The following is a 25,423-nucleotide window of genomic DNA, read 5'->3' on the forward strand; positions in this document are numbered from 1 at the left end:
ATGGCGCCTATAGCGAACACACAGGAGAACGTGATGTCGAAGGTCCGCTCCCCCGCTTCCGTCAAGATGGTCAGCCTTATCGAGAAATTGGCGCCTAACGAGGGCTACACGCAGTCGACGCTCGATAGCGTTCGGCTGATGCGTTCAGATCGGCCCCTTGGGCGCACGCCAGTGCTGTACGAGCCGAGCATCGTGATCGTCTGCCAGGGCCGCAAGCTGGGCTTTCTGGGTGATGAGGTCTATGTCTACGACGCGCAGCACTATCTCGTGCTGTCTGTGCCGCTGCCGTTTTCGACGGAAACCCAGGCGTCGCCGGAGGAGCCGATGCTTGCGGTCTCCATCCGCCTGGACCTCCTCGAACTCAGCGACCTGATCACGCAGATCGGTGCGGCGGGAGATCTTTCCGACGAGCCGCCGAATGGTATGGTGTCTACACGGCTTGACGAGACTCTGGCCGGCGCAACAGTCCGGCTGCTGGAGGCATTGACCGTGCCAATGGATGCGCAAATCCTGGGACCGAGCCTTGTGCGGGAGATCTGCTATCGGGTACTGACGGGCGCGCAGGGCGGCGCGATGCGTGCCGCACTTGTCCACCACGGACGGTTTGGCCGCGTCGCGAAAGCGCTGAAGCGCATCCACGCCGACTATGCTGCGCCGCTCAATGTGACACGTCTTGCCGAGGAAGCAGGCATGAGCGTGCCGGCATTTCACGCGAACTTCCGCATGGTGACGCAGACTTCGCCAATCCAGTACATCAAATCGACCCGTCTCCACCAGGCGCGCCTGATGATGATCCGCGACGGCGTCACTGCCGCGGCGGCAGCAGGACGCGTCGGCTACGAAAGCCCTTCACAGTTCAGCCGGGAGTTCAAGCGCCTTTTTGGAAGAACGCCGGTTGAGGAGGCACGCGACATGCGCGAGTCTTTCACCCTTTCGCCGGCGGTCCGCTTTGGTGCCTAGGGCAAGGTCTACTTGATCACGTCTAGAACTGCAGGGAAACCGAATTAGTGAGACTGTAGGCGAGTCCGTGAGACTGAAAAGACCGAATTGATGGGACTGCTGGGATTGCCGTCCCGGCAAATCCCAGCGCCGAACGCACGTCTCGGCTACCCGGACCGACCCAAAACGACGGAGTTTCAGGATTTCGCTCAGCGAGAGGTTCCGTGGATTGCAACGACGTGTGTCTTGGCCCTGGCAAAGAGCGTCCCGGGCTTTTTAACGGCTTCCGCATCATCTCGCTCCCGGTTGCCCATGGACTCGGAGCCTCGTCGGTTTGGCATCCTCTGCCGACGGACATCGTCCCCGGTTTGAAACGTAATGCACCGCCAACAAGGCGCCTGCCGTCAGTTGTTCAGCGCCTGACGTGGGGAGGCAAATCCGTTAGTTGGCTGGTACCCATTTGGTGATGCTGGCCGAATGAGCCGGGTCGCTGCGAATGCCACGCTGATTCCAGCATCTGAGACTCGGCGTAATGCCGATTTCAATAAGTGGCGCGGAGCACCACCCGCGGAACGCGAACATGAACTGTGCCCCCGCGCAGTATCGAACGCCCACGGGCGTCAATTCTTGATGCGGCGATACGTTCCACAATGCGGGCACCTTCTCCTGGCTCGGTCGTAGGCGCAGATCTGCTGCAATTCCTTTGTACGCTCCCCAAGCCGGCGGCCTGCCTCAGTTTATTTTCCGCTCCCGAGACAAACGATTGGTCACAGATGCCGCGCATTCGCTTCACTGGTCCAATGGTGCGCCGTCTACCGTGCTGCGCATCGACACCGGGCGATAGAGCGGTGCCCGACGGTTCTCGACATCGTCGACCAGTTCGACACCGATGCCCGGCGCATCCGGCACGGCGATGAAGCCGGCCTTGGGCACCGGATGACTTTTCACTAGGTCCGAGCCCAGCAGCGTGTTGCCCGACTTGAGCACCAGGTTCTCGAAGCCCGTCGGATATTCCTGGATGGCGAAATTCGGTACCGCGGCGGCCACTTGCATGCAGGCCGCCAGGCTGATCGGCGACAGCGGGTTGTGCGGGGCGATGTCGACATTCTGGGCTTCCGCGAGTGCGGCGATCTTCTTCGCCCCGGTGATGCCGCCGCACACGCACACCGAGGTGCGGGCATACCGCACTGCCCCGCCCGATAGCTGCAGCGCGAACTCCGCCGGGGTGCTGAAGCGCTCGCCCGTGGCGATCGGCACGCGGATACTTTGCCCTACAGTGGTCATCTGCTGGTAGAACTCGGGACGCAGCGGATCTTCCAGCCACATCGGTGTCAGGGGCTCCAGCACCTGCCCGATGGCAATGGCTTCCGCGGGGCTGAGGCGCCGGTGCATCTCGATCAGCAGGTCCACATCCGATCCGACCGCCTCGCGGAACGCCATCACGCGTTCCTTGGCATCCCGCACCTTGCCGGCGTGCGAGCGGAAATAGGACTGTCCTTCGGGCTCGTCGAGGAACGGGTTGATGTGGCCGACCGCGGTAAAGCCTTCTTCGCGCAGGCGGCGGCAATCGGCAAGCACCTCTTCCAGCGTTTCGGCATAGACATGGCCGTAGACGCGTAGCTTGTCGCGATATGCGCCGCCCAGCAACTGCCATACCGGCGCCTCCAGGCGCTTGCCGAGCAGATCCCACAGCGCGATGTCGATGGCCGAGACCGCGGCATTGACCGCTGTCCCGCGGAAGTGCGAGAAGCGCTGCATCACGTTCCAGTGCAGCTCGATCTGGTTGGCGTCCTTGCCGACGAGGTAGCGGCCGAATTTTTCCAGCGCCGCGCTGGCGGCCTCGATATGGCCCCACGAACCGGCCTCGCCGTAGCCGGTCAGGCCGGCCTCGGTACGGATGCGGGCATAGAGGAACTGGCCGACGTGCAGTGCCTCGACGGAGGCGATGCGATGGATTTGCTTGGTCATGAAGATGTCTGCTGCGTGATGGGAGTCGTGACGTACGCGCGTGGCAAGCGCAATGGAACGGGCTTGCGCCCTTCAATCCACCCGGATGCCGGACTTGCGGATCAGGTCGCCCCAGCGCTGGGTCTCCGACGCGATCCGCTTGCCGAAGGCCTCGGGCCCCGCGCCAACCGGGTCCGCGCCCGCGGCCGCCAGTTTGTCGCGCATGGCCGGGTTCTTCACCATGGCCTGCAGCGCGCCATTGAGCTTGTTGATGATTTCAGCAGGCGTGCCCTTGGGCGCTGCAAAGCCAAACCAGATGCTGAACTGGAAGGCGGGCAGTCCGGCTTCAGCGGCGGTCGGCACATTCGGCAGCGACGGGACACGGCGCGGACCGGCCACGGCGAAGGCGCGGATCTTGCCGCTGGTGACGTGCGGCGCGATCGTCGGCGCCGCGGAACTCAGCAACTGGATTTGTCCGGCGATCAGATCGGTCACCGCGGCTCCCGAGCCCTTGTACGGCACATGCGTCATCGGTACGCCAGCCACCTGCTTGAGCAGTTCGCCGGCGATATGCGGGCCGCTGCCTGCGCCGCCGGAGCCAAAATTCAGCGCGCCCGGATGCAACTTGCCATAAGCCAGCAGCTCCTTCAGCGAATTCGCCGGAACATGCTGCGTGACGCCCAGGACCACCGGCGTCTCGGCGATCAGCGTGATGGGTGCAAGATCCTTGATCGGGTCGTATTTCAGGTTTGGATAGAGCGCCGGCGTTGCGGTCTGGCCGACTTCGTTGGCAAGCAGCGTATAGCCGTCCGGCGCGGCCTTCGCCACCAACGCAGTCGCGATAGTGCCGCTGGCGCCCGGCCGGTTGTCCACGACAAAGCTCTTGCCCATGGTCTCGGTCAGGTACTGCGCTGCCAGGCGCGCGATGATGTCGGTGGTTCCGCCGGGCGAGTACGGCACGACGATCGTGACCGTACGGGACGGATACGGTTCCTGCGCGTGCGGGGCGCCGACCATGCCGGTCAGGGCGAACGCCGCCAGCAGGCGGGCGGTGGTGGCAATACGGCTCATGGGGCTGTCTCCTCTGTGTCCTGTATGTGGCGCAGCTTGCCTGCCGCCGCCATGTGCCTGCACTGTAAGGAGTTCGGCGCCCGCGGGGAATCAAATTCTATAGCGTTGATTCTATATTCTATATAGAATCAACCCATGACTGATTTCGACCTCAGCCCGGCCTTTGTCCGGTTGGCCCGGCATATCCGGGAGCGCATCGTCCGTGGCGAATGGCTGCCAGGCCAGCTCATGCCCGGGGAGGAAGTCCTCGCGAAGCAACTGCAGGTCAGCGTGGGAACGGTGCGCAAGGCCTTCGACGTTCTCAGCGGCCAAGGCCTAGTCACGCGTCATCGCGGCCGCGGCACGTTCGTCGCACGGGCGACGCACGAACGCGCCTTCACCAGCTTTTACCGGCTGGTGGACCGCGACGACGGCATGCGGCGGATCCCGACCGATACGATCCTGCTGCGCGAGCGCGCGACGGCCGAGGCCGCCGAATGTGCGGCGTTGCGCTTGCCCGCCAACTCGCTTGTCTATCGCTTACGGCGCCGCCGTGCGTTGGACGGCGTGCCGCTGGTGCTGGAGACAATCGCCTTTCCGTACGAACGTGTTGGCGGCAAAGAATGGGGAGAAGACGGTGCCGCGGCGCATCTGGTTTACTCGTTCCTGGAGCAGCAATGCGGCGTCTCGGTCAGTCGCGTGGAGGACCGGCTGCAGGCAGCACTGCTACCCGAAGAACTGTCCGCGGAATTCGGCATTGCTCCGGGTGAGCCGGTGCTGCTGGCAATCCGCGTGGCATTCGATCTGAACGGGGCTCCTGTCGAATATCGAAGGTCATGGATGGTGACCGCCGGGCATGACTACCTGTGCGAACTACGCTGGGCCGGAACGGCGAGCAGCCCACGCTAGACCGTGCGAGAGCCGACGCGTGCCCGCCACCGGCGCTATGCAGCATGCTGAACACGGCGCCACAATGCCCTACCGGCAGGCCATGCGGGTCATGGACCTCTTGTTACCAACTTCCGGACGCGTTAGCCATGTCACCATCCGCAGTCACACCATGGCCGTAGGCAAATACCTCCAGCATGCAAGGCCGGCGCTGTGGTGCGAGGAAAGAAAACCCATTACCGAGCTTGGCATCGACGTTGGCTACGTTAAGCGGTCTTGCGAGGCTGAGCGGATGTGCAGCGTGCAGAAAGTCTTCATGTGTGAAACTCCGACACTGGACTGGCTATTCTTGCCGAAGACCCGGGCACGTCGGTGCGGAACCAGACACTTCGTCATGGGACCCACCCACTAGGGCCACAAGACATTTTCGTGGGCACAACGGACATCCGAACGTCTGGCCAATGGAGCGACTAAGCGGCCCTTCATGGCCGGCAACAGACAGTGAGCCAACTGGCGCGGACAGTCCAACGAATTCGCGCATCTCCTTACACCATGTGGAGCTTAATACGCGCGACCAAACACCCTGGAGAATATGAGGCGACACACAAAGCGCGACCAAGTCACCCTCCGCATGTATCGCACACTCCGCAGGCTCGGGAGGATGTTCCTGAGGCAGGATGCTGTGTACGGAACCCGAATTCGTGAGACTAGGTGCTTTTCCGTGAGACTAGAAATTTGGAATTAGTGCGACTGGCGGGCGCTTCCCTTGAGACGGGGCGGGCTGCGCGCTAGGGTCCCGTAACCGTGGGGAAGCACTGACCGGGGGCGCATTTGACCGCATCCGGCCAGGAGGCGACGTTCACCATTGCCGTCCTGCGGGCGCCAACCGTCTTCCCCAAAACCAGTCCCAGATCGCCAGCCCGGGGAATTCAGGACAGCAAACCAACGCCGGACGTAGGCCGGCGAGCACATTACTCAGGCTTGACGTTTCGGTCCGCAATCAATTTGGACCACTTGTCGCGGTCCGCACGAATCCGACCGGCAAATTCCGCAGCAGTCGACGGTGCCGGCGTCAGGCCCATCTTTGCCAGATTGGCCTTGACGTCCTTGTCCTCCAACGTCTTGCGGATGGCCTCATTCAGCTTCTGCACAACCTTTGGCGGCGTGCCCGCGGGCACCATCATGCCGTACCAGTTCTCCGCATGGACGCCTTGGATGCCGCTTTCATCCAGCGTTGGCACGTCCGGGAGGTACGGCAGGCGTTTGGCCGTAGTGACGGCGACAGGCTTCAGTTTCTTGCCCTCGATGAACGGTACGAGTCCCGAGGCATCGCCGAAGAACGCATCCACCTGCCCGCCGATCGTATCGGTGATAGCCGGCGCCGCACCTTTGTACGCCACATGCAGGAACTCGGCCGAGGTTGAGGCTTTGAACAGCTCGATCGCCATGTGCGGCATGCTGCCGATGCCGGAGGACGCCAGCGACACCGGCCGGCCGGCCCGGCTCTGCGCCACCAGGTCCTTCGCCGAGCCAATCTTCGACTGCACTGGCACCACCAGCACCTGCGGCGTGGTGACCACCAGCGAAACCGGCATCAGGTCTCGCTCTGGGCGGTACGCCAGGTTCTTGTATAAGGACGGGTTGATGACGATGGCCCCGGCACTGGTCAGGAAGAACACCGAGCCATCTACCGGACCCTTGGTGACCGCGCTGACGGCGATGGCGCCGTTGGCCCCGGGCCGGTTGTCGATGATGACGGTGTGCTTGAGTTCCGTCTCCAGTTGCCTGGAAATCGCGCGCGCCAGCGCGTCCGCCGGTCCGCCCGCGGGGAATGCCACCACCATCCGCACCACGTCGCCGGCCATGGCCGCCTGGCCAAATGACATCGCCAGCGCCGCCGCCAGCGAACCCTTCAGGAAAGTCCTTCTCATGTTGCAATGCCTCGCTTCTGTGGGTGCTTGCGCTCAGCCGCCGGCCGCGCCTTGCGTATTGACATACAGCGCATAGATGGACGTACAAGACGCCATGAACAGGCGGTTGCGATGGCGTCCGCCAAAACACAGGTTGGCGCAGCGCTCCGGCAGGCTGATATGCCCGATGGGTTCGCCGTCCGGGGCAAAGATGCGCACGCCGTCGAGTTCCGGCGTGCCCATGCCCCAGCCGCACCACAGGTTGCCATCAGTATCGACACGGAAGCCATCCGGGGTGCCGGGTCCGGCGTCAACCAGTACTCGGCTGTTGCCCAGCCCCTTGGCGCTTTCGCTGACCTGGAAAGCTCGGATGCGGCGAGGCCGTGTGCGCGACTCGATCACATACAGCACTTCCTCGTCAGGCGAGAATGCCAGGCCATTGGGCCCCCTGACATCATCGGCGACGATGTCAAGGCGGCCGCTGACCGGTTCGATGCGGTAGATGCGCTCCGGCAGTTCCGAAGTCGCCTTCTCGCCCTGGTAGTAGCCGGCGATGCCGAACGGCGGATCGGTGAACCAGATCGAGCCGTCCGATTTCACCACCACGTCATTGGGCGAATTCAGCGGCTTGCCGTCATAGCGGTCCGCCAGCACAGTGATGCTGCCGTCATACTCGGTGCGCGTGACGCGCCGGCCGACATGTTCGCAGGTCACCAGTCGACCCTGCCGATCGCGGGTGTTGCCGTTGGCATGGTTTGACGGGCTACGGAACTTGCTGGTGTTACCGGTCTCCTCATCCCAGCGCAGGATCCGGTTGTTCGGGACATCGCTCCACAGCAAGTAGCGGCCATCACCGAACCAGACCGGGCCTTCGCTCCAACGGCAGCCGGTGGCTATGCGGTCGATTGCGGCAAGGGGCAGGTGGTACTTTTCGAAGCGCGGGCTCAGTGCCTGGACGCGCGCATCCGGGTAGCGCACCGGCTCGGCCGGGGCAAGAAAAGAGTGCATGGTCATCGTTCAGTCCGGAGGATCCGAAAAAGGGGTTATCCGTAAAGACGGGACGGGTTCTCCGACAACACGGCGCGCAGCAGTGAGTCATTGCCAGCCGCAGCTTGCAGCCAGCTCAGCAGCACGCGGTCGTCCGGCACCGGATAGGACAGGTTTGGATGCGGCCAGTCCGTGCCCCAAATCGCGCGGCTGGGCGCCACTGCCAACAGGCGCTCCAGTACAGTGCGCACGTGCGGTGCGTCCAGGTCACCCGCGGTGATGCGGTCGACGCCTGAGACCTTGATCCACACCGATTCATTGCGCAGCAACCCGCAGACGTTGTCGAGCTGGCGGGCCAGCCCGGCCTCGGAGACCGCCACCCGCGCCATATGGTCGATGACAAGCGGGCTGCCGAGATGGCCCACGGCTTCGACCGCCTTGACCACATCCCCCGGCGTGCCATGGATCAGCGCGTGCCAGCCATATGGGCGGATGCGTGCGACCATCGCACGCACGCGACCCGCATCAAAGGCATTGCCGAGATGGCTCATCAGGCCGATACGTACGCCCTTGACGCCCCGTGCCGCCATCTGCGCCAGCAGCGTCTCGTCCATGTCAGGCGCAATCACGGCGATGCCGCGATACGCGCCATCGCCTGCTTCGAGCGCTGCCAGCAGCGCGCTATGGTCGCTGCCATAGCAGGCCGCCTGCACGATTACGCCGTGCGTGATGCCAAGCGACCGGTGCATGGCGCGCAGGGCATCGAACGGTGCCGCCTGCGGCGCATACACGGCATCGTCGGGCAGCGGGTGGCGGTCATAGGGGCCGTAGATATGCGTGTGGCAGTCCCACACTGCCGGCGAGGCGGGCATCTTGGCTTCGTCGCTGGCTGCCATCAGTTCGCCGTCGCGCCGGTGTCTTTCACCACCTTGGTCCAGCGGGCGTACTCGCCGTGGATCAGGTCCCGGTACTGGGCTGGTGTGCCGCCGGTAGGCTCCGCGCCTTGCGCATGCAGGGCCTTGATCACCTCAGGCGCCTTGAGCGTGGCGTTCAGTTCGCGGTTGAGCCGTTCGACCACCGGCGTGGGCGTGCCCCTTGGCGCCACAAGGCCCTGCCAGGTACCGGAATCGAACCCCGGCAGCACCGACTCATCCAGCGTCGGCACGTCCTGCAACACCGAAACCCGCTTGACGGTGGTGGCCGCGACCGCGCGCAGCTTGCCTTCCTTGATGAACGGCAGCACCGCGTTCAGGCTTCCCGACATCATGAAGTCGATGCGTCCGGCGAGCAGGTCCGGCAGTGCCGCGGCATTGCCTTTGTAGGGGACGTGGTTGAACCTGGTCTTGGTCTTGTCGGCAAACACCACGCCAGTCAGGTGATCGATGGTACCGTTGCCGGACGAGCCGAAGTTGAGCTGCCCCGGTTTGGCCTTCAGCAGCTTGATGAAATCGGCCGGCGTCTTTACCGGCGATTCGGCGTTGACGATCAGCACCAGCGGCACCGTAGCAGCGTAGCCGACGGGCGCGAAGATATGGTCCGGATTGAGTTTGGTGTTGTTGAACAGCGCCGGCGAGATCGCGATCGACGAGCTGTTGTACAGCAGGGTGTAGCCATCCGCCGGCGATTTCGCCACGAACTCTGCTGCAATATTGCCACCAGCGCCGGGACGGTTATCGACAATGATCTGCTGACCCAGCCGCGTGCTCATATCTCGCGCAATCACGCGGGCGAGGATGTCCGTCGGTCCGCCTGCCGAGAACGCCACCACCAGGCGAATCGGCTTGTCCGGGAACGTCGCGGCATGCGCGCCGGATGCCAGTGTGCCGAGCATGACGCCGGCGATCAGGCTCAGCGCCTGGCGGCGCCCGATGCCAAGTGAAAACTTCATTTGCAACTCCAAAGCTATTGCCTGCTGGTTTTGCGCTTGATGCGATTCAGTCGCAGCGCACGCTCATGCCACCGTCGACTACGATCTCCGTACCGGTGACGAAGCGCGCTTCATCGGATGCCAGGAACAGCGCCGCATTGGCGGTATCGCGGCCATCGCCCATGAACCCGAGCGGAATACGTGCCTGGCGCTGGGCCAGCAGTGTGTCCACATCACCGCCCGCGCGTTGCCCGGCAAGACGTGCCTCCACCATCGGCGTATGCATCTGACCGGGGATTACCGTGTTGACGCGAATGTTCTTCTTGGCGTACTCGACCGCGACCACGCGCGAGAGCTGGATGATCGCCGCCTTGGCCGAGGCGTAGCCGACCTGGGCCGAACCGGTCCAGCGGATGCCCGAAGTCGACGCGGTATTGACGATAGCGCCGCCGCCCTGCTGCTCCATGTGCGGCAGCACGTGCTTGCAGGTCAGGAAGACACTCTTCAGGTTGAAGTTGAGCTGGCGGTCCCAGTCTTCTTCGCTAAGCTGCACCGGGCCACCCTTGGCCGAGCCGCCGACGTTGTTCACCAGCACATCCACGCGCCCGAAGCGCGCCACGCAGGCATCGACCATGGCCTTGACCGCTGCTGTGTCGGTCACGTCGCACAGGTGCGAGTCAAACTCCGCACCCGCGGCGCCCAGCCGCTCCAGCGTTTCACGCATCGCATCAGCGCTTTTGTCGACCACGAAAATCTTTGCGCCTTCCTGTGCAAAGCGCACCGCAACGGCGCGGCCATTGCCCCACCCGGGGCCGACGCAACCCGCGCCAGTAACGATGACAACCTTTCCTTCAAGACGGCCAGACATACGGAATCCTTTTGTGTTTCGGGGTAACGGTTTGAACGGGAATCAGGCGCACACCAATTCCGGTGCGCTGCCGTCCGGGGGCGCGACATCAAAGACGTTGATGGTCATCGAGATCAGCGTGTAGTAGCCCGCCAGGCCAACAAGGTCCACCACCTGATCCTTGCCCAGCACCGCCATCGCGCGCTGGTAAAGGTCGTCCGGCACATTGCGCGTGGCATGCAGCACAGTCAGGAACTCATGGATCACGCGCTCATCCTCGTTGACGAAGACCGGCTCACGCCCTGCGCGGATCGCCTCGACCACGTCTTCGGCCACACCTGCCTTCAGCGCGATGGGCTTGTGTGCCCACCATTCGAATTCCGACATCCAGATGCGGGCCATCACCAGGATGGCCAGCTCCGACAGCCGCGGTGACAACGACGAGTCATAGCGGCAGTACTGGCCCAGCGCCTGCGCGCGATTGGCCAGGCCCGGGCGGTGCAGCCACATCGCAAGCGGCCCGCGAACCTGCCCGCGTGGACCGGCGGCAATCGCCGCGTGGACTTCCTGCTGCTCGGGCGTCAGTTCTTCGGGTTTCAGTGGCTTGAGGCGTTCCATTCGCTTGCGCTCCGTGTCGACGCTCAGAAACGGAACACAGGCCAGGGCACCGATGGGGCGCGCGATCCGACGGGGTCGGCCGGGCTGTCTCCGCTTCATTGTTGGTTTGATGGAAGCTATTCTGGTCGCCGGCTACGATAGCGTCCAATACAGTTTTAGGAAGAGACTGATTCCGTTCTAGAATAAGTCGACTTGGTCGTCCCCTTTCTTCAGCCCACGCGCCATGCTCGAACTCCGTACCCTCCGCCTCTTCCTCGTACTCGCCGAGGAGCTTCACTTCGGGCGCGCCGCCCAGCGCCTGCTGATCTCGCAGCCGCCGCTGACCAAGCACATCCAGCAGCTCGAAGAAGACCTCGGCGTGCTGCTTTTCGATCGCAACCGCCGCACGGTGCGGCTGACGCCCGCCGGCTCGGCACTGGTGCGCGAAGCGCGCCGCATGCTCAACCAGCTCGACGCCACCGTGGAGGCGGTGCGCAAGGCCGAGCACGGCGAGACCGGCCATCTGCGCATCGGTTTTGTCGCGGCAGTGCTGTACATGAACGTCGAGCGCATCGTGCAGAAGTTCGAGCACGATATCGGCGAGATCGATATCACCTGGGAGGAGACCAGCACCGCCGAGCAGGTCGATGCGCTGCAGCGCGACCGCATCGACCTGGGGTTCGCGCAGATCGGCACGCCCCCGGGCGAGCTTCGCGCCCATGTCATCCACAAGGAGCGGCTGGTGGCGGCTTTGCCGGCATCGCACCCGTACGCCAAACGCAAGCGCATCGACCTGGTGCGGCTGGCCGAGATGCCCTTTGTCACGATCCCGCGCGACAGTGCGCCGGCGTACTTCGACCTGGTGACTTCCACCTGCGTCCAGGCCGGCTTCAGCCCGCATATCCGGCATTACGCCAAGCACCTGTTGTCAGTGGTCAGCCTGGTGGGGCTGGGCCGCGGCATCGCGTTGGTACCGGCCACGCTCGCGAAGGCCTCGCTGCCCGGCGTGGCCTTGCGCGACCTCACCGGCGAGCCCGCCGTCGCCGAGTACTCGGCGATCTGGAATCCCGACAACGGCTCGCCAGTGCTGCAGCGCGCGCTGCGTTCGCTCGGGGTGCCGCCAGCGTAGCCCCTTCAGGCGACGGATTCGGCGGCGGCCAGGATGTGGCGCACCGGCGTCATCGTCAGCTTGCCAAATACGTCGATCAGCACCTCCGCCTGCGCGGGCGCAAGCACGCCCGCCGTCACGGCGCGGAACTTGTCCCGGATGGCTGCCATGCGCGCCGGATTCTCCGCGGAGCCCGACGGATTGGCCTGGTACGCACGCACCCGCTCGCCGTTCTTTGACATCAGCTCCACCCAGCCACAGAAGCTGGCCGGATATAGCGCGTCGAGTTCGGGGTCGCGGACGATCTCGATCGCGTTGGCCAGCGCGACGATCTGCGCGTCCGCCAGGCGGGCCTGCCCGAACTGCGCCGGCAATACCTCGCCATCCAGCAGCGCCACCGCCAGCGCGTAGCGGGCACTCATCTGCGCGTTCAGCACGCTGCCCGGCGCGTAACGGTAGCCGCATTGCACATCGACTACGGTTGGCATGCCGACGCGAATCGGCCCCTGTCCCACCCAGTCGGCACGCAGCCGCAGCGCACAATCGACATGCGCATGGGCACTGCCGCAGCACGCATAGGGCTTGAAATTGGTCCGCGGCATATGCCAGTCGCTGCCCAGCCCTTCCAGCAGCCTTTCCGGCTTGGGCGACTCCGAGAATGCCTTGAGCCAGCCACCGTCTCCGGTCTCGAACAACTGCGTCGGGCCGGTGAGGCCGCGCGCCGCCAGTTCCGCAGCCATCACGCCGGCCTGCGCGCCGCGCCCAGGGTGGAAGCGCTTGGAATCCGTGCCGTCGCAAGCGAACGCAAACAGTCCGCCCGACTGGGTGCCGGCAAGACCCAGCGCCCACGCGGTGCGCTCGGCGTCGAGCCCCAGCATCACCGCCGATGCCGCTGCCGCGCCCAGCGGCGCGCACACGGCGGTCATATGCCACCCCTTCATCCTGGCCAGCGCCGGCTGCAGCGCCAGTGAGCAGCGGATCATGGCTTCGTAGCCGACGGCAATAGCGGTCTCGGCCCGTTCGGGCGGCACCTCGCGAGTCTCGGCCAACGCGAAGACCGCCGGCAATACGACCGCACCCAAGTGGACCTTTGCATTGTGAAAGTCGTCCAGCTCATAGGCGTGCGCAGCGGCGCCATTGACCAGCGCGGCATCGGCGGCCCGATACGTCATGCCCGGCCGGCCCCATGCGCGTGCCCCGCCACCGCGCGGAGCGAGGTAACCATCATCCGCCCAGCCACGGATGGCCTGCGACCAGGGCTCGTCATGTCCGGTCAGGGCGGCGCCAAACGTATCCAGGGAGAGGCCTGCGACCGCCTGCCGGACCGCGTCCGGCAGATCGGCATTACGGATCCCGGCGATCCATCCTGCAAGTTCCCGGGTGATGGGCACCCCTTGCGTTTGCTGAGGCATGCTTGCTGGTCCTTGTTCCTGTCTTTCGCTCAATCGATACGGATGCTGGCTGCCTTGACGATGCCCGCGACCTTGTCGATCTCATCCTTGATCACCACCTTGAACTGCTCAGGCGTGGACTGTACGGCTTCAAAGGCCAGCTCGTCGAAGCGCGCCTTGAGGCTGGCTTCACGCACGGCCTTGTTGAGTTCCAGCGACAGCTTGCGGGTGATGTCCGCAGGCAGGGCGGCGGGACCCCAAAGCCCGTACCACGACAGCAGTTCAAAACCCGGCAGCCCACTCTCGGCAACGGTCGGCACGCCCGGAAGCTGCGGGATACGCTGGCTGCTCGTGACCGCCAGCACCTTCAGCCGCCCCGTCTTGACGAACGGATACGCACCCGGCATCGGCGACACCGCCGCCGACACGTGACCGCCCATCACGTCGTTCAACTGCGGCACGGCGCCCTTGTAGGACACGATATCCATTTCCAGCTTGAACGCGTGGCGGATCATCTCTTCGGCCAGGTGGCTGGTGGTGCCTAGCCCGGAGGTGGCCCAGGTATAGGTTCGCGGCTTCGCTTGCGCCAGCTTGACGAGGTCGCGCAGCGAGTTGGTGGGAAGGCTGGTGTTGGCAACGACGAGTAGCGGCACGTGCCCCACCTGTGCGATCGGGGTGAAATCCCTGATGGCGTCGTAAGGAGCGTTCTTCGCGACCAGCGGCAGGTAGACCTGGCTGGAGGCATTGAAGAGCAGCGTGTAGCCGTCGGCCGATGCCTTCGCCACCGCCTCGGACCCGATCATGCCCGACGCGCCCGGCCGGTTCTCGATAACGATCGCTTGCCCAAGCTGGCGCTGCAGCTGCGCAGCCACCAGGCGCCCGACTGTATCGATCGAGCCGCCCGGGGTGTAAGGGATGATCATCTTGATCGGGCGATTGGGATACGCGTCGCTCGCGTACGCCACCGGCTGCGATCCGATCATCATCGCCATCGCAGCGATCACACCCAGCACCGTACGCCGCCCGTTTCTACCTGTCCTGCTCATGGCTGTCTCCTCGGTTTTTGCGCGGCTTCCTGGTCTTCCGGAGCCTTCCGTCCGCATGGCGCCGCGCTATGCAGGCCACTGTAGGGACGGGCCGACGGACCGTCCAATACTGTTTCGCTCCATGAGTTATAGGGCTGGCATATGACACGGCACTGCGCTCCCGTGCGTTGGTTGCGGCTATCCTAGTGCCCCGTCCCGCAAGGAAACCAGCACCATGGAACTCCGGCAACTCCTCTATTTCGTGACCGTCGCGGATGAGTTGAACTTCAGCAAGGCCGCGGTGCGGCTGCACATGTCGCAGCCACCGCTCTCCCAGCAAATCAAGGCACTGGAGGACGAGATGGGCGTGGAGCTGTTGGCACGCAATCGACGGGAAGTCCGCCTGACTGACGCTGGCCGTGCCTTCCAGGCGGACTGCCGCACCGTGCTCGAACAGTTGCGCGTCGCTGTGACCACCGCGCGGCGCACGGCGGCCGGTGACATCGGCACGCTGCAGATCGGCATGGTGACGTCAGGCATCTTCCACGTGCTGCCCACCATCCTGACACGCATGGCAGAGCGTTTCCCCGGTCTGCATATCGCCGTTACCGACATGGGCTCGGCCGACCAGGCGCATGCCGTGATGCAAGGCAAGCTCGATATTGGCATCGTGCATTCGATCCCGACGCGCGGCGGCCTCGGCAAGGCACCGATCTTCACCGAGAATTTCACTATCGTCATGCCTGAGGACCACGAACTCGCCGCCCGGCCTGCACTGGCGCTCCGCGACCTGGAGGGGGTGCCGCTGGTGGCATTCTCGCGCGAGCACGCGCCGGCGCTGTTCGACGGCGTGATCGCCTCATGCCTGCATGCCGGCTTCAGTCCCGTCATTGCGCACACGGCGCGCAATCCACTGACCACCTTTCAGATGGTCAAGCTCGGCCTGGGGGTGGCGCTGGTGCCGCGTTCCTACGCCCGTGCAGGCCTCCCAGGCGTGGCGTTCCGCGAGATCGGGCATACCGCTGGCCACATCCAGCTCTATGCAATCTGGCGTGAGCAGGCCCCCAGCGATCTGGTCACGCGGGTGGTGAGCGAAGTGATGAGCGAACCAATCGGGGACTAAGCCGCTTCCCGCAGCCGTCAGTCAAGCCACCGTGCTTTGTGACGGAGGTAGCGCGGCCACATAGTCGAGGATCGCGGCCACAACCTCGTCCAGCCGCTCCGGCAGCAACGCATGCGCGGCGTCGCGGATGGTGAGGTTGGTCACGCGCTCGCCCAGGTAGTCACGCAGCACATTGGCATAGCGCTGCGGTGCAATCACATCGTACTCTGCCTGGACATTCAGGATTGGCACGTTGCCGCCGGCAAAAAAGTCATCGACCGGCGTGCGCTTCTGCGCCAGCGTCTGCATCGTCATCAGTTCTGTGTTCCAGCCCTGCAGCCAGGGCGCAGGGTCATTGCACGGCGCGAAGAATACCGCGCGGAGGCTTTCCAGGCGAACCGTGTCCGGCAGGCTGGTATCACCGCAACGCTCGATCTGGGCGCGTACCTCCGGCGGAATCGGCACTGCATCGACCTCCTTCGGCACCTTTCCCGCCGAGCCGGCCAGCAGGACCAGCGCGCGCACCAAGTCAGGCCGGTCGCTGGCCACGGTGCGAGCGATCCAGTTGCCATGGGCATGCCCGACGATAACAACCGGCGCCTGGCCCGCATGCTCGATCACCGCCGCGATATCGCCTGCCCAGTCGTGCAACGTCTTGTCGGCAAGCGGACCAACGCTGCGGCCATTGCCGCGCGGCTCCGGGCAAAGCACGCGATAGCCGGCAGCCGAAAGCGGCGCGGCCAATTCCAGCATGTCCGTTGCGCCGCGGCCGAGCGACGGCAGCAAGACGACGGCCGGCCCGGCACCCAGCTCGTAGACCTCAATGGAGATCACCGCCGAGCGCGGTACTTCGTAGCGCCGGACTGCGCTTTGCTTGTCGCGGGCGTACGATGTTGCCTGCGCTTGCTGCTCCGTGTTGCCTGGCATGACCTGGTCTCCTCAGTGTTCCGGTCAGGACAACGGCGTCCTGCACCTTGTCCGGCCCACTGTACCGAGGCCACCGTGTAAATTCCAATATGGAATCTGACTGACAGTTATAGGGCTAGCGCGGAACACGGCCAGCCTTTTCTGCCGGTTTAGTCAGGCAAGCTTAGTCAGGCTTGATCCCGATCTTCGTCACGATCTCCGACCAGGTCTTCACTTCGCGGCCCATCAGCGAGGCAAACTGCTGCGGCGTGCCGTCGGCCGGGGCGGCGCCGTCGGTGGCAAACCTGGCGGCGGTCTCGGGGGCATTGAAAAGGAGAGACGTTGTTAATTGTTGGAATCTTAAGTGTCCGTTTTACGGGCCATCTCGGTCGTCGAGGATCGGAAACGGACTGGCTCAAACGTCGTCTACGGAAGCTCGCGGACCCACTCTGCGTCGGTGCCTGAGCGCGACCGCCTCCGGCCATGAACGGTCGTTTGCGATTTGATCCGCGAAGGACCGTTCACGAAGGAAGTACCGACTGTCGAGGCCGGCCAAAAACGGCGAGCCTGTTTTCCGGAAAAACATCCTACGACGCTACGGCTGTAATTCCTTCCAGCGCGATAATCCTTGTCGTCGCACATCTTTCACGGATCGCCTTAAGGCGGCCGTACTCTGGCGAGTCATACCATGCCATCAACGAATCCATATCCGGGAATTCGACAATGATAAGACGATGCGGCTGCCAGTCACCTTCGAGAACCTTGGCCCGACCACCACGGCCTAAATATTTTCCACCGTAGCGCGCCTCAGTAGCCGGTACTTCTCTTTTGTACTCTTCAAAAAGGGCGGGGTCTGTTACGTCGACATCGGCAATCAGGTATGCAGACATGGCGCGCTCCTTTCCGCGGTAGCCTCACGGCCCATTGTCATTACATGATTGTAGGCGGTGCTGCCGTGAAGTCGAGGATGGCCATACCACTGGGCATAATCGCCCAACGGCCTTCTGACCTCCGCAAGCTCATCCTGCCTGGCAAAGCTCGTTTCCTGACGACGATACCGGTTCGTCATGCCGACGACATCAAGCTTGTTGTCGCTGCCCATCCCGCGGCGCTTGCTGCTGGCTGTCAAGCCCAAGCTGGTGACGCCGATTTCGCCCCGGCGCTGGCCAGCGAGAAGCTGTACGGGCGCGATGGCATCGACCTGACTACGGAAACCACCGTGCGTGCCGGATGCCTACCTATCGAATTCGGACAACTTCTCAGCACTCCACCACATTGAGAGCAAGTCCGCCGAGCGACGTTTCCTTGTATTTGCTCAGCATATCTGCCCCGGTGTCTCGCATAGTTTTAATAACTTGGTCAAGACTGACATGATGCTCGCCATCACCATGCAACGCCATACGGGTCGCATTTACCGCCTTGACCGCAGCGATGGCATTTCGTTCGATACACGGGATCTGCACGAGCCCACCGACTGGATCGCACGTCATACCCAAATGGTGTTCCATGCCGATTTCTGCAGCATTCTCTACCTGTTTCGGGGTGCCTCCCAGCACAGCGCAGAGTCCTGCTGCAGCCATTGAGCAGGCCACTCCAACCTCCCCTTGGCATCCTACGTCGGCTCCCGAGATCGATGCGTTCCTCTTAAAGAGCATACCAATCGCAGCCGCCGTAAGAAGATATTCTTCGACCCCATCTTCACAGGCGTTAGCCACAAACGTCGTGTAGTACTTCAGGACTGCCGGCACAATGCCTGCGGCACCGTTTGTAGGTGTTGTGACAATGCGGCCACCTGCGGCATTTTCCTCATTCACCGCCAACGCGTACAGGTTGATCCAGTCCATCGCAGCTATCGGATCGTTCATACCGGCGCCCGGCGTAGTCAATCGGCGAAATAATGCTGGCGCGCGCCGACGCACGCGAAATGCACCTGGCAACACCCCTTCTGTGCGCATGCCGCGGGCAATCGACATCTGCATTACATTCCAGATCGACAACAGGCCATCGCGCGTTTGAGCATCGGTTCGCCAGCGGCGCTCACTACGGAGCATCACCCTCAGCAATACTGCATCCGGACAACTCAGCTTGATTGAGCAACTCCTTCGCAGAATTGAAAGGCATCTGGCCGATGCCAGCGGCGTGGGAATCCTGGGAAGGTACCAAATGTACCCGTTGCGCTTCGGCCGTTTCCTCTTCAAGCACAAAGCCGCCACCGATCGAATAGAAAATGCGACTGGCAATAGCATTGCCATCCTTCGACAGCGCAGTGAAACGCATGCCGTTTGGGTGCCCTGGCAATGATTGACGACGATGAAAAATCAGGTCATCCGCTTCAATAAACTGAAAACGCAGGACATTCAGGTAGTCAATGCTATGACTCGCCCTGATCTGCTCCAGATACCCAGGAATCGACTCGACGTCAACCGTATCTGGTTGATACCCAGACAAGCCGAGCAGGATGGCCTGGTCCGTCGCGTGACCCTTCCCTGTGGCGCCGAGGGAGCCGAATAGTTCGCAACGCACCCGATGCACGGTCCCGTCGACTGCATTTGACTGGAGCATTGCCGCGAATGTCGCGGCCGCCCGCATAGGTCCGACGGTATGTGAACTGGAGGGACCAATGCCCACCTTGAAGATATCAAAGACACTCAGTCCCCTGTTCATGCTCCATATCCTTGCATGATTTCCTTGGCGATTGTGTTGCGCTGGATTTCGCTGGTGCCGGTGACGATCCGATAAAGCCGGAGCCGTCGGAAGATGAACTCCACCGGATGGTTCTTTGTGACGCCCACGTTGCCATGGATCTGCACGGCCTTGTCGGCAATCTGGAAGCAGGCTTCCGAGACGAAGAGTTTGCACATCGACGCTTCCATGCGGACGTCGACGCCCAAGTCGGCCTTGCGTGCGGCCGCCAGCACCATGCTTTCGCAAGCGAACAGGGTTGACGCCATGTCGGCCAGCATGTGCTGAATGGCCTGGAAACGGATGATCGGCCCGCCAAACTGGCGGCGCGCGTTTGCGTAGGCAATGGACAGGCGCAGCGCCTGGCGGGCCAAGCCGATCATAGTCGGGCAGTGGAGCAGCCGATTGAGGCTGACGCGGTTCATCGCAAGCCGGAAGCCGTTGCCTTCTCCGCCGATGCAGTTACTGCGCGGCACGCGGACGTGGTCGAAGATGATGTCGGCATCCACGTACTGCCCGGTAATTGGCACGCAAGCGGTATCAAGCGTAACGCCCTGGCTATCGAGATCGATGAAGATAGCAGAAATGCCTTCATTGCCTTTGTCGGGATCCGTGACGCACATCGTGAGCGCGTAGTCCGCGAATACCGAGGCAGTGATGAAGTGCTTTCGGCCGGTGATGATGTATTCGTCGCCGTCCACGACAGCGCGTGTCTGGATGCTTGCGGCGTCCGATCCCGAATTCGGTTCCGTCATGGCAAAGCAGGCGCCGCGTTCGCCGGCGATCACGGGGTCGATAAAGCGTTTCCGCTGGTAAGGCGTGGCAAACTGGACGAGACTGCCCACGCGCGAAGGTCCGCCCCAGTCTCCCAGCACATGCGGAAACAGGATGGCACCCGACGCTGCCACATCGTCCTTGAGCTGGCACATCGCCTCCGCAGAAAGACCTTGCCCGCCTAGTTCGACGGGAAAATGGGCACCGTAAAGCCCCAACTCCCGGCTCCGCCGCCAGATCGAACGGACCAGTTCGCGCGAGATCCGGTCCTCGTAGCCGATGTTCTGTTCCCGCTCCAATGGCAGTAGTTCGTCTTCCAGGTAGCGATGCAGCACGGCACGCAGGTCGCCAAAGTTGGCAGTAAAGTCGGGCATTTTTGACTCCTCTTCCGATCCAGACAGTGTTGACCGGCCGGCATTCCTCCCCCATGATCGGAACGTCAGTTTCGATAACGCGGCGGAATCAGATGAGGCTTGAGGACCTGAACTATTTTCTGGAAGTGGCGCAGGCCGGCCACGTGGGACGTGCTTCGCACAAGCTTGGCCAGAGTCAGCCGGCACTGACCAAAGGGGTGCAGCGGCTGGAGCAGGAACTGGGCATACAGCTCTTCGAACGCAATGCCAAGGGCATGACGCTGACGTCCGCCGGGACGGTATTCTTCGAACGCGTGCTGCAAGTAAGGTCCTCGCTCGACGATGCCATCAAGGAAGCCAACGACCTGCACCTCGGCAAGATCGGCCTGGTTCGCGTAGGTGTACCCGCTTCGATCCTGAGCATGTTCTTCTCGGAAGCCTGCACCGAACTCGTCAAACAACGGCCGGCTGCCCATATCCAGATCACCATAGGCCTCAACGATTCGCTCTACTCGTCATTGCGGCTCGGCGATCTGGATTTGTGCATCGCGGCACTGGCGCGCAAGGGCGATCCGGAATTCGAGCAGATTCCGCTGTTCGACGACGAACTCGTCGTGATCGCCCGTGATCGGCATCCTTTGCTGGATCGGCGCTCGCTGCGGCTTGCCGACCTGTGCGACTACTCCTGGCTGCTGCCCAATGCCAAGGTGGTGGCGCGCCGCCTGGTGGAGGCGCGCTTCGCCGAAGCCGGCCTGCCTGCCCCAAACGTGGCCATGGAGACCAACTCGTCGGCCGCCGCCCTGCTCTCTGTCATCCACAGCAGCGACCTCCTGACCGTGCTTGGCCGCCGCACCGTGGCACAGACCCAGGGCCTCGCCATCCTTGAAATCGCGTCGGCCCGCTGGCAGCGGTCCATCGGCGTGCTGCGTCGCAAGGATGCCTACCAGTCTCCGCTGGCAGAGCGCTTGATCGAAATCCTGCTGGAACGCTCACAGGTCTATCGCGATTAGCTGAAGCCGCCCACGCAAGGGCCGGCTTCACCGTGGCCTTGACGATTCCGTGGCGTTATCGGCAAAGCACGCGCCGCTATCGGCATGCACTGCGCCCCTGCCTAGACTGATCGCCCCATCTATCCACCGGGAAACATCATGAATCTGGGGCGATTCGTCGCGCGCAGCGCACAGTACTGGCCCGACCGGCCGGCCATCCTCTTTGCCGACCGCCATATCACCTTTACCGAACTCGACGCCCGTTCCAGCCGACTGGCCAACGCGCTCCTGGGCCTGGGCCTGCAAAAGGGAGACCGCGTGGCCGTCCAATCCTGGAATCGGCCCGAGTTGATAGAACTCGAAACCGCGCTGTACAAGAGCGGGCTGGTCAAGGTTGCGCTCAACGCGCGGCTTTCCGATGACGAAGTGCTTGAGACGCTGCGCAATGCGGAGCCCGCCGTGCTGATCAGCGGCCCTGTCCACGCGGAGCGCCTGCATGCCTTGGCCGATGCCGTGCCGTCAGTGCGCCACCGGGTTCTGTTTGGTGGCACCGATCCGCGCTTTCTGGACTATGAACGGATGCTGTCGCAAGCTTCCAACGCCAATCCCGACGTGGAACTGGCCGATGTCGACTTGGCGGTGCTTCACTACACGTCCGGCTCCACCGGCAAGCTCAAGGCGGCCATGCAGACCATGGGCAACCGCATGGCGTCGCTGCGCAAGGTGCTGACCGGACGCATGCGCGTCACCCCCGGCGACGTGCTGGCGCTGGCTGGCCCCATTACGCATGCCAGCGGCATGTTCATCCAGCCCTTCCTGTCGCAGGGCGGCACCATCCTGCTGCACGAGCGGTTCGAGCCTGAAGCCTTTCTGGCATCGGTGGCGGCGCATCGCGTCACGCATACCTTCGTCGTGCCCACCATGATCAACAAGCTGCTGGAAGTGCCGGACCGCGCGCGCTTCGATCTTTCCGCGCTCCGCTCGATGACCTACGGAGCCGCGCCGATGGCCCCGGCACGCATCGTCGAAGCCTGGCACGCGTTCGGGCCGATCCTGTCGCAAGGCTATGGCGCCGGCGAAACCACTGGCGGACTGGTCGCCCTGACCATCGACGACCATCGCGAGGCCATCGAGCAAGGCAAGCCCGAGCGGCTGGCTTCGTGTGGGCGTCCGTTTAGTGAAGCGCGCGTGTGCCTGGTAGACGATGCTGGCCAGCAGGTGCCGGCCGGGAAAATTGGCGAAATCGTCATCGCGGGCCCCGAGGTGTTTGCCGGCTACTGGCGCGAACCCGAACTGACCGCCGCCGCGCTGCGCAATGGCTGGCTCCATACCGGTGACCTCGCGCGCGCCGACGACCGGGGCTACCTGTACATCGTCGACCGCAAGAAGGACATGATCATCTCGGGCGGCTTCAACGTGTATCCCGCCGAGATCGAAACGGTGCTGTACCAGCACCCCGCCGTCTACGAAGCCTGCGTGGTGGGCGTGCCGGACCCGGTCTGGGGCGAAAGCGTCAAGGCGGTAGTGGTGCTGCGCGAAGGCGCGAGCGCGCAGGCCAGCGACCTGATCCAGCATTGCGCCGAACGGCTGGCCGATTTCAAGAAGCCGAGGTCTGTCGACATGGTGGCCGAATTGCCCAAGAACGCCAACGGCAAGCTGTCCCGCAAGGCGGTACGGGAAGCGTTCTGGAAGGATCACGAACGGCGCGTAGCCTGACCAGCCCTTGCCGGTTCCGAAACGACAAGACCCCGCGCAAGCGGGGTCTCTCTGTCAGCGGAGGATGCGGTTTCAACCCATCAGCGTTTCTGCAATCTCGCGATGCAGGCGTGCGTACGGCACTTCGAACGGATGCGGCGACTGCCCCGGTGCCGCGCCAAAGTGCGCGATCACGACATCGGCCGCGGGCGATACGTAAAGACGCTGTCCGTAGCGTCCTTGCGCCGACATACCCTGCAGGCGGTCGTGAGACAGGTAGAAGTAGTTGCGATAGGAGCCGCCTGGGTAAGCCGCCGCAAAGCGGCTTTCGGCAAACAACGCCTTGTCGCCGCCGGCGCGGATGTCGGCCAGCACGGCCGAGGGAATGATCTGCCGGCCGTTGAAAAAGCCATTGCCGCGGATGGTTTCGCCGAAGCGTGCCAGGTCGCGCAGCGTCAGGCTCAGCCCGCCGGAGGAAAACTCGGCACCTGTCTTGTCGACCGAGTAGAACCCGTCGCGCTCGGTCGACATCGGCTGGAACAGGTATGCCGACATCAGATCCGCAATCGATCTGCCCGTGACGCGCCGCAGCACCCAGGCCAGCGCCTCGGGCTGGCCGTTATCGTAGTACAGCCGCTCGCCATGACGGCCGGCAACCGGTTTCTTGAGCACGAAATCGTAGAAATCGGTAGGAGATTCGGGCCGGCGCGGCAGTAGTCCAAGCACTTCGAACACGCCGCCGTCCTGGGCCCCGAGCGCGGACGGCCGGTCACCCAGGTCCGGTCGCACGATGCCGGCCTGCATGTCCAGCAACTGCTGGAGCGTGGCGCTGCCCATTGCCGTGCCGCGCATTTCGGGCACGTAGCTTTCCGCCGTGGCGCTTAGATCGAGCTTACCCTCGGCCGCGAGTATGCCGGCGACAATGCCCAGGTAGGACTTGCTGATCGACGCGCTGCCGTGCCGCAGGTGAGGCGCCATACCATGCAGGTAGCGCTCGAACACCACCTTGCCTCGATGCAGCACCATGAAGGCATCGATTTCCAGTTTGCCCAGGGCCTCGTCCAGGCCCATTTTTAACCCGTCAGGCCCCGAAACCACCGTAGCACCATCGAGTGCCTCGCCCGACGGCAATGCCGAAGGCGCAGCGTCGCCGCGCCAGATGTCGACGGTCGGCACCGACAGCGAACGATGGATCAGCGACCAGCGCAGCCACGGTAGCTTGAACCAGTTTGTTGGCCCGACGCGCGTCTCCGGGGCCGGCGGGAATCCGGCCATGACCTGCTCTTCGGGCACGGCATCGGTATGGGCCTGCATTGTCGTCACTTGCGTAGTCATGGTTGTCAGTCTCCAAATACACCGGAGCGGCGCACGAGCTCGCCCCATGCGGCGACCTCGGCCTGAAGCTGCTTCTGCAGTTCGGCCGGGGTCAGCGGTTTCCAAACTGACCACACCTCGTCGCGCTTGCGCGCCCACTCTGGCGTGGCATTGACCTTGTTGATCGACCGGTTCAGCGAGGCAACGATGTCAGGCGGCGTGCCGGCCTTGGCCATGAAGGCCGTCCAGCCGGTGCGCTCGTAGCCGGAGAAGCCGAGTTCGCGGAACGTCGGCACATCGGGCAGGTACTGCGAGCGGTCTGCACCGGTCACCGCCAGGATGCGCACCTGCTTCTTCGCCAGCAGCGGGCGCAGGTTGAACGTGTCGAGCATGATGTACGAGATCTGCCCGCGCAGCATGTCGATCAGTGCCGCGCCGGACGCCTTGTACGGAATATGGGTGGCTTCGAGCTTGAAGTCGTCGCGAATCTGGAAGCCGTACAGGTGCGATACCGATCCGTTGCCTAGCGACGCGTAGTTCAGGGTGCCTCGCTGCTGCCCGGCCCATGCCACCCACTCCTTGAACGTGCGGGCTGGGTTCGATGCCGGCACCGCTAGCCCGATCGGGGCCGAGCCGGACAGCGCCACCGGCACGAAGTCCGACAGCGGCTTGTATTGGAGCTTGCGGAAGTACGACGGCGTGATCGTGAACGTGGCGTTGGCCAGCAGGAAATCGTAGCCTTCGGGCGGCGCCATCAGTACCGACTGGGCTGCGATCTGCCCGGCCGCACCGGTCTTGTTTTCCACGATCATCGGCGTGTTGCGGTACTCGTGCGCCAGCGTTTGCAGGAAGTCGCGCAGGCGTAGGTCCACCGGGTCGCCGGCGCCCGAATACGTGACGAAGCGCACCGTGCGCTCCGGCCATTGCGCCGCGAATGCGCGCAGCGGCAAGCCCATGGCGCCCATGGCGCTCAATCCCAGCAGGCCGCCGGCCCCGGCCATGAAACGGCGTCGATCCGCCGCAAAGTTCGATTTACTCATGCGTTACCTTCG

The 25,423-nt window shown here is 63.6% G+C and carries 22 protein-coding genes and 2 pseudogenes; 8 read left to right on the forward strand and 16 right to left on the reverse strand.

Features of this window, described 5'->3' with window-relative positions; genetic code table 11:
- The first annotated feature begins 33 nt into the window (after positions 1 to 33).
- Positions 34 to 960, forward strand: a complete 927-nt coding sequence (locus E5S69_RS13230; RefSeq protein ID WP_171515116.1) for an AraC family transcriptional regulator — start codon at positions 34 to 36, stop codon at positions 958 to 960.
- Between the two features lie 768 nt (positions 961 to 1,728).
- Here E5S69_RS13230 and E5S69_RS13235 read toward each other — a convergent pair.
- Positions 1,729 to 2,907, reverse strand: coding sequence for a mandelate racemase/muconate lactonizing enzyme family protein (locus E5S69_RS13235; protein WP_171515117.1), 1,179 nt, complete (start codon positions 2,905 to 2,907; stop codon positions 1,729 to 1,731).
- Between the two features lie 72 nt (positions 2,908 to 2,979).
- Positions 2,980 to 3,957, reverse strand: coding sequence for a Bug family tripartite tricarboxylate transporter substrate binding protein (locus E5S69_RS13240; RefSeq protein WP_171515118.1), 978 nt, complete (start codon positions 3,955 to 3,957; stop codon positions 2,980 to 2,982).
- A gap of 135 nt (positions 3,958 to 4,092) precedes the next feature.
- Between E5S69_RS13240 and E5S69_RS13245 the strand changes: the two genes are divergently transcribed.
- Complete coding sequence (locus E5S69_RS13245; RefSeq protein WP_171515119.1) at positions 4,093 to 4,845, forward strand: GntR family transcriptional regulator; 753 nt, start codon at positions 4,093 to 4,095, stop codon at positions 4,843 to 4,845.
- 43 nt (positions 4,846 to 4,888) lie between these two features.
- A pseudogene (locus E5S69_RS13250) lies at positions 4,889 to 5,101 on the forward strand (ISKra4 family transposase); the annotation flags it as partial.
- 694 nt (positions 5,102 to 5,795) lie between these two features.
- On the opposite strand, the gene E5S69_RS13255 reads toward E5S69_RS13250, so the two are convergent.
- From E5S69_RS13255 to E5S69_RS13280, 6 genes are all read right to left on the reverse strand, one after another.
- Positions 5,796 to 6,689, reverse strand: coding sequence for a Bug family tripartite tricarboxylate transporter substrate binding protein (locus E5S69_RS13255; protein WP_236901318.1), 894 nt, complete (start codon positions 6,687 to 6,689; stop codon positions 5,796 to 5,798).
- 99 nt (positions 6,690 to 6,788) lie between these two features.
- On the reverse strand, positions 6,789 to 7,748 hold the full coding sequence (locus tag E5S69_RS13260; protein ID WP_171515120.1) for an SMP-30/gluconolactonase/LRE family protein: 960 nt from the start codon (positions 7,746 to 7,748) through the stop codon (positions 6,789 to 6,791).
- Between the two features lie 29 nt (positions 7,749 to 7,777).
- Positions 7,778 to 8,617 (reverse strand): amidohydrolase family protein, encoded by an 840-nt coding sequence (locus E5S69_RS13265; RefSeq protein WP_171515121.1) that lies wholly within the window; start codon positions 8,615 to 8,617, stop codon positions 7,778 to 7,780.
- Positions 8,617 to 9,609 carry a Bug family tripartite tricarboxylate transporter substrate binding protein gene (locus E5S69_RS13270; RefSeq protein ID WP_171515122.1) on the reverse strand — a complete coding sequence of 331 codons (993 nt, stop codon included), beginning with the start codon at positions 9,607 to 9,609 and terminating at the stop codon, positions 8,617 to 8,619. The genes E5S69_RS13265 and E5S69_RS13270 overlap by 1 nt, the downstream gene beginning before the upstream one ends.
- Positions 9,610 to 9,655: 46 nt before the next feature.
- Complete coding sequence (locus E5S69_RS13275; protein WP_171515123.1) at positions 9,656 to 10,456, reverse strand: SDR family NAD(P)-dependent oxidoreductase; 801 nt, start codon at positions 10,454 to 10,456, stop codon at positions 9,656 to 9,658.
- A 42-nt stretch (positions 10,457 to 10,498) separates the two neighbouring features.
- The gene (locus E5S69_RS13280) at positions 10,499 to 11,053 is read right to left on the reverse strand and encodes a carboxymuconolactone decarboxylase family protein (protein ID WP_171515124.1); all 555 of its coding nucleotides are present in this window, start codon (positions 11,051 to 11,053) and stop codon (positions 10,499 to 10,501) included.
- A 223-nt stretch (positions 11,054 to 11,276) separates the two neighbouring features.
- On the opposite strand from E5S69_RS13280, the gene E5S69_RS13285 reads away from it, so the two are divergent.
- Complete coding sequence (locus E5S69_RS13285) at positions 11,277 to 12,161, forward strand: LysR substrate-binding domain-containing protein (RefSeq protein ID WP_171515125.1); 885 nt, start codon at positions 11,277 to 11,279, stop codon at positions 12,159 to 12,161.
- A 5-nt stretch (positions 12,162 to 12,166) separates the two neighbouring features.
- Here E5S69_RS13285 and E5S69_RS13290 read toward each other — a convergent pair whose 3' ends face one another.
- Together E5S69_RS13290 and E5S69_RS13295 are read right to left on the reverse strand one after the other, a co-directional pair.
- On the reverse strand, positions 12,167 to 13,552 hold the full coding sequence (locus E5S69_RS13290) for an MmgE/PrpD family protein (RefSeq protein WP_171515126.1): 1,386 nt from the start codon (positions 13,550 to 13,552) through the stop codon (positions 12,167 to 12,169).
- A gap of 29 nt (positions 13,553 to 13,581) precedes the next feature.
- On the reverse strand, positions 13,582 to 14,577 hold the full coding sequence (locus tag E5S69_RS13295) for a Bug family tripartite tricarboxylate transporter substrate binding protein (protein WP_171515127.1): 996 nt from the start codon (positions 14,575 to 14,577) through the stop codon (positions 13,582 to 13,584).
- Between the two features lie 214 nt (positions 14,578 to 14,791).
- Here E5S69_RS13295 and E5S69_RS13300 point away from each other — a divergent pair, with 214 nt between their 5' ends.
- On the forward strand, positions 14,792 to 15,679 hold the full coding sequence (locus E5S69_RS13300; RefSeq protein WP_171515128.1) for a LysR family transcriptional regulator: 888 nt from the start codon (positions 14,792 to 14,794) through the stop codon (positions 15,677 to 15,679).
- Between the two features lie 21 nt (positions 15,680 to 15,700).
- Here the strand turns inward: E5S69_RS13300 and E5S69_RS13305 are convergent, their stop codons facing one another.
- Entirely contained in the window at positions 15,701 to 16,444 is a 744-nt protein-coding gene (locus E5S69_RS13305; protein ID WP_236901319.1) for an alpha/beta fold hydrolase, read from the reverse strand.
- Positions 16,445 to 17,151: 707 nt separating this feature from the next.
- The gene (locus tag E5S69_RS13310; RefSeq protein WP_171515130.1) at positions 17,152 to 17,454 is read right to left on the reverse strand and encodes a DUF1330 domain-containing protein; all 303 of its coding nucleotides are present in this window, start codon (positions 17,452 to 17,454) and stop codon (positions 17,152 to 17,154) included.
- A gap of 77 nt (positions 17,455 to 17,531) precedes the next feature.
- On the opposite strand from E5S69_RS13310, the gene E5S69_RS13315 reads away from it, so the two are divergent.
- Positions 17,532 to 17,843 (forward strand): hypothetical protein, encoded by a 312-nt coding sequence (locus E5S69_RS13315; protein ID WP_171515131.1) that lies wholly within the window; start codon positions 17,532 to 17,534, stop codon positions 17,841 to 17,843.
- Here E5S69_RS13315 and E5S69_RS13320 read toward each other — a convergent pair.
- Both E5S69_RS13320 and E5S69_RS13325 read right to left on the reverse strand, forming a co-directional pair.
- Positions 17,824 to 19,228: pseudogene (locus E5S69_RS13320) on the reverse strand (L-serine ammonia-lyase). The gene E5S69_RS13315 and the pseudogene E5S69_RS13320 sit on opposite strands and share 20 nt — an antisense overlap.
- Entirely contained in the window at positions 19,225 to 20,394 is a 1,170-nt protein-coding gene (locus tag E5S69_RS13325) for an acyl-CoA dehydrogenase family protein (protein WP_171515132.1), read from the reverse strand. The pseudogene E5S69_RS13320 and the gene E5S69_RS13325 overlap by 4 nt, the downstream one beginning before the upstream one ends.
- A gap of 92 nt (positions 20,395 to 20,486) precedes the next feature.
- Between E5S69_RS13325 and E5S69_RS13330 the strand changes: the two genes are divergently transcribed.
- Positions 20,487 to 21,383, forward strand: coding sequence for a LysR family transcriptional regulator (locus E5S69_RS13330; protein WP_171515133.1), 897 nt, complete (start codon positions 20,487 to 20,489; stop codon positions 21,381 to 21,383).
- Between the two features lie 138 nt (positions 21,384 to 21,521).
- Positions 21,522 to 23,078, forward strand: coding sequence for an AMP-binding protein (locus E5S69_RS13335; protein WP_171515134.1), 1,557 nt, complete (start codon positions 21,522 to 21,524; stop codon positions 23,076 to 23,078).
- A gap of 72 nt (positions 23,079 to 23,150) precedes the next feature.
- On the opposite strand, the gene E5S69_RS13340 is transcribed toward E5S69_RS13335, so the two are convergent.
- Together E5S69_RS13340 and E5S69_RS13345 are read right to left on the reverse strand one after the other, a co-directional pair.
- On the reverse strand, positions 23,151 to 24,392 hold the full coding sequence (locus E5S69_RS13340; protein ID WP_171515135.1) for a serine hydrolase domain-containing protein: 1,242 nt from the start codon (positions 24,390 to 24,392) through the stop codon (positions 23,151 to 23,153).
- A 5-nt stretch (positions 24,393 to 24,397) separates the two neighbouring features.
- Positions 24,398 to 25,411, reverse strand: a complete 1,014-nt coding sequence (locus tag E5S69_RS13345; protein WP_171515136.1) for a Bug family tripartite tricarboxylate transporter substrate binding protein — start codon at positions 25,409 to 25,411, stop codon at positions 24,398 to 24,400.
- Positions 25,412 to 25,423 lie beyond the last annotated feature (12 nt).

It is taken from the genome of Cupriavidus necator (assembly GCF_013141915.1).
GTDB classification, from domain to species: Bacteria; Pseudomonadota; Gammaproteobacteria; order Burkholderiales; family Burkholderiaceae; genus Cupriavidus; species Cupriavidus necator_B.

Coding starts and splice junctions, on each gene's coding strand:
- E5S69_RS13230 (WP_171515116.1), top strand. CDS start 34: ATGTCGAAGGTCCGCTCCCCCGCTTCCGTCAAGATGGTCAGCCTTATC.
- E5S69_RS13235 (WP_171515117.1), bottom strand. CDS start 2,907: ATGACCAAGCAAATCCATCGCATCGCCTCCGTCGAGGCACTGCACGTC.
- E5S69_RS13240 (WP_171515118.1), bottom strand. CDS start 3,957: ATGAGCCGTATTGCCACCACCGCCCGCCTGCTGGCGGCGTTCGCCCTG.
- E5S69_RS13245 (WP_171515119.1), top strand. CDS start 4,093: ATGACTGATTTCGACCTCAGCCCGGCCTTTGTCCGGTTGGCCCGGCAT.
- E5S69_RS13255 (WP_236901318.1), bottom strand. CDS start 6,689: ATGGCCGGCGACGTGGTGCGGATGGTGGTGGCATTCCCCGCGGGCGGA.
- E5S69_RS13260 (WP_171515120.1), bottom strand. CDS start 7,748: ATGACCATGCACTCTTTTCTTGCCCCGGCCGAGCCGGTGCGCTACCCG.
- E5S69_RS13265 (WP_171515121.1), bottom strand. CDS start 8,617: ATGGCAGCCAGCGACGAAGCCAAGATGCCCGCCTCGCCGGCAGTGTGG.
- E5S69_RS13270 (WP_171515122.1), bottom strand. CDS start 9,609: ATGAAGTTTTCACTTGGCATCGGGCGCCGCCAGGCGCTGAGCCTGATC.
- E5S69_RS13275 (WP_171515123.1), bottom strand. CDS start 10,456: ATGTCTGGCCGTCTTGAAGGAAAGGTTGTCATCGTTACTGGCGCGGGT.
- E5S69_RS13280 (WP_171515124.1), bottom strand. CDS start 11,053: ATGGAACGCCTCAAGCCACTGAAACCCGAAGAACTGACGCCCGAGCAG.
- E5S69_RS13285 (WP_171515125.1), top strand. CDS start 11,277: ATGCTCGAACTCCGTACCCTCCGCCTCTTCCTCGTACTCGCCGAGGAG.
- E5S69_RS13290 (WP_171515126.1), bottom strand. CDS start 13,552: ATGCCTCAGCAAACGCAAGGGGTGCCCATCACCCGGGAACTTGCAGGA.
- E5S69_RS13295 (WP_171515127.1), bottom strand. CDS start 14,577: ATGAGCAGGACAGGTAGAAACGGGCGGCGTACGGTGCTGGGTGTGATC.
- E5S69_RS13300 (WP_171515128.1), top strand. CDS start 14,792: ATGGAACTCCGGCAACTCCTCTATTTCGTGACCGTCGCGGATGAGTTG.
- E5S69_RS13310 (WP_171515130.1), bottom strand. CDS start 17,454: ATGTCTGCATACCTGATTGCCGATGTCGACGTAACAGACCCCGCCCTT.
- E5S69_RS13315 (WP_171515131.1), top strand. CDS start 17,532: ATGGCCATACCACTGGGCATAATCGCCCAACGGCCTTCTGACCTCCGC.
- E5S69_RS13325 (WP_171515132.1), bottom strand. CDS start 20,394: ATGCCCGACTTTACTGCCAACTTTGGCGACCTGCGTGCCGTGCTGCAT.
- E5S69_RS13330 (WP_171515133.1), top strand. CDS start 20,487: ATGAGGCTTGAGGACCTGAACTATTTTCTGGAAGTGGCGCAGGCCGGC.
- E5S69_RS13335 (WP_171515134.1), top strand. CDS start 21,522: ATGAATCTGGGGCGATTCGTCGCGCGCAGCGCACAGTACTGGCCCGAC.
- E5S69_RS13340 (WP_171515135.1), bottom strand. CDS start 24,392: ATGACTACGCAAGTGACGACAATGCAGGCCCATACCGATGCCGTGCCC.
- E5S69_RS13345 (WP_171515136.1), bottom strand. CDS start 25,411: ATGAGTAAATCGAACTTTGCGGCGGATCGACGCCGTTTCATGGCCGGG.